The sequence below is a fragment of the Pseudomonas sp. P5_A2_2 genome (genome assembly GCF_054177685.1).
On sequence record NZ_JBGCUL010000922.1, the window covers coordinates 1 to 1,734 of the forward strand.

Genomic DNA, 1,734 nt, shown 5'->3' on the forward strand with positions numbered 1-1,734 from the left:
ACATTCACCTCCAACGCCTCTCCCATCATCCCGACGGGAAGGTCACTGGAGTTTCCCTCATGCCTTTCGTAACCGTACGCATCACCCGCGATGGCGTTACCACTGAGCAGAAAGCTCAGGTGATTGCCGAAATCACTGAAACACTGGAACGCGTCCTCAATAAACGCCCTGACCTGACCCACATCGTGATCGAGGAAGTCGACACCGATAACTGGGGTTACGCCGGCATCACCACCACCCAGTACCGCAAGCAACTGGCCGAGGCAGAGGGGAAGTCATGACGACCTCCGTCACCATCGATTTCATCTCCGATGTGGTGTGCCCCTGGTGCGCATTGGGGGCGACGGCGCTGGAGCAGGCGATCGAGAACTTGGCCGGGGAAGTCTCGGTCGAGCTGACCTACAAGCCGTTCGAGTTGAACCCGAACATGCCGGTCGAAGGTGAGCAAGCGGTCGAGCACCTGATGCGCAAGTACGGGAGAACAGCCGACGACATCGCCGCCGGCAAGGCCATGCAAATCGCTCGCGGCGAGGCCATCGGCTTCAAGTTCGATCTGGAGAAACGCACGCACTTCTACAACACCTTCGATGCGCACCGTTTGTTGCTGTGGGCGTTGCAGGAAGGCCGGCAAGTCGAGCTGAAGAAGGTGCTGCTTCGGGGCTATTTCAGCGAAGGCGAGAACCCGAGTGATCACCAGGCGCTGGTGCGTCTGGCGACTGAAGCGGGGCTGGATGGGGCAAATGCACAAGAGGTGCTGGCGTCCGGCGCGTTCGCCGATGAGGTGCGAGAGCTTGAAGCGTACTACCAGCAGCGCGGCATCAATTCGGTCCCTGCCATGGTACTGAACGGTCATCACCTGGTGTCCGGTTCGCAATCGGTCGAGTACTACGAACAGATGTTGAGACAAATGGCCAAGGCACCGGCCGAAGCCTGATTACAGATTCCTACCCCATTCTTTATTGTCAGAGGTCTTCATCATGAGCATTTCGAAAAAAGTCATCGTAATCACCGGCGCATCCCAAGGTCTCGGCGACGGTATGGTCCAAGCCTTCCGTGAACTCGGTTACCGGATCGTCGCCACATCGCGCTCGATCAAACCGTCCACCGATCCGGACATTCACACCGTGGCCGGTGACATCGGCGAGCCGGAAACCGCCCAACGCGTCATCCGTGAAACGATGTCCCGTTTCGGTCGCATCGACACCCTGGTCAACAACGCCGGCATCTTCATCGCCAAACCGTTCACCGCGTACACCGCAGAAGACTACGCCAATGTGTTGTCGGTGAACCTCAACGGCTTCTTCTACATCACCCAACTCGCCATCGCCGAGATGGAAAAACAGGGCAGCGGCCACGTCGTCAACATCACCACCAGCCTGGTGGACCACGCCATCGACGGCGTGCCATCGGTGCTGGCATCGCTGACCAAGGGCGGCCTCAACGCGGCAACCAAATCCCTGGCCATCGAATACGCCAAGCGCGGGATTCGGGTGAACGCAGTCAGCCCGGGCATCATCAAGACCCCGATGCACGGCGAAGAAACCCACGCCGCACTGGGCAATCTGCACCCGGTCGGGCACATGGGCGAGATCGATGATATTGCACAAGCGGTCGTGTATCTGGACGGCGCCAAGTTCGTTACCGGCGAAATCCTGCATGTGGATGGTGGTCAGAGCGCGGGGCACTGAAAGCGCTTTTCCAAACTCCGGAAACAACAAAGCCCTCGTATTGCTA

3 protein-coding genes are annotated in these 1,734 nt (G+C 58.8%); all 3 read left to right on the forward strand.

Annotated features, from left to right (window positions below; genetic code table 11):
- Positions 1-59: 59 nt before the first annotated feature.
- Genes ACXRVY_RS27350 through ACXRVY_RS27360 form a run of 3 tightly spaced genes read left to right on the forward strand, consistent with a single transcriptional unit; the run spans position 60 to position 1,688 of the window.
- Positions 60-281: a tautomerase family protein gene (locus tag ACXRVY_RS27350; RefSeq protein ID WP_007972813.1), complete on the forward strand. Its 222-nt coding sequence runs from the start codon at positions 60-62 to the stop codon at positions 279-281.
- Positions 278-934 (forward strand): DsbA family oxidoreductase, encoded by a 657-nt coding sequence (locus ACXRVY_RS27355; protein ID WP_223457903.1) that lies wholly within the window; start codon positions 278-280, stop codon positions 932-934. The genes ACXRVY_RS27350 and ACXRVY_RS27355 overlap by 4 nt, the downstream gene beginning before the upstream one ends.
- Positions 935-977: 43 nt before the next feature.
- Positions 978-1,688, forward strand: a complete 711-nt coding sequence (locus tag ACXRVY_RS27360) for an SDR family NAD(P)-dependent oxidoreductase (RefSeq protein ID WP_457265707.1) — start codon at positions 978-980, stop codon at positions 1,686-1,688.
- Positions 1,689-1,734 lie beyond the last annotated feature (46 nt).

Coding starts and splice junctions, on each gene's coding strand:
- ACXRVY_RS27360 (WP_457265707.1), top strand. CDS start 978: ATGAGCATTTCGAAAAAAGTCATCGTAATCACCGGCGCATCCCAAGGT.
- ACXRVY_RS27350 (WP_007972813.1), top strand. CDS start 60: ATGCCTTTCGTAACCGTACGCATCACCCGCGATGGCGTTACCACTGAG.
- ACXRVY_RS27355 (WP_223457903.1), top strand. CDS start 278: ATGACGACCTCCGTCACCATCGATTTCATCTCCGATGTGGTGTGCCCC.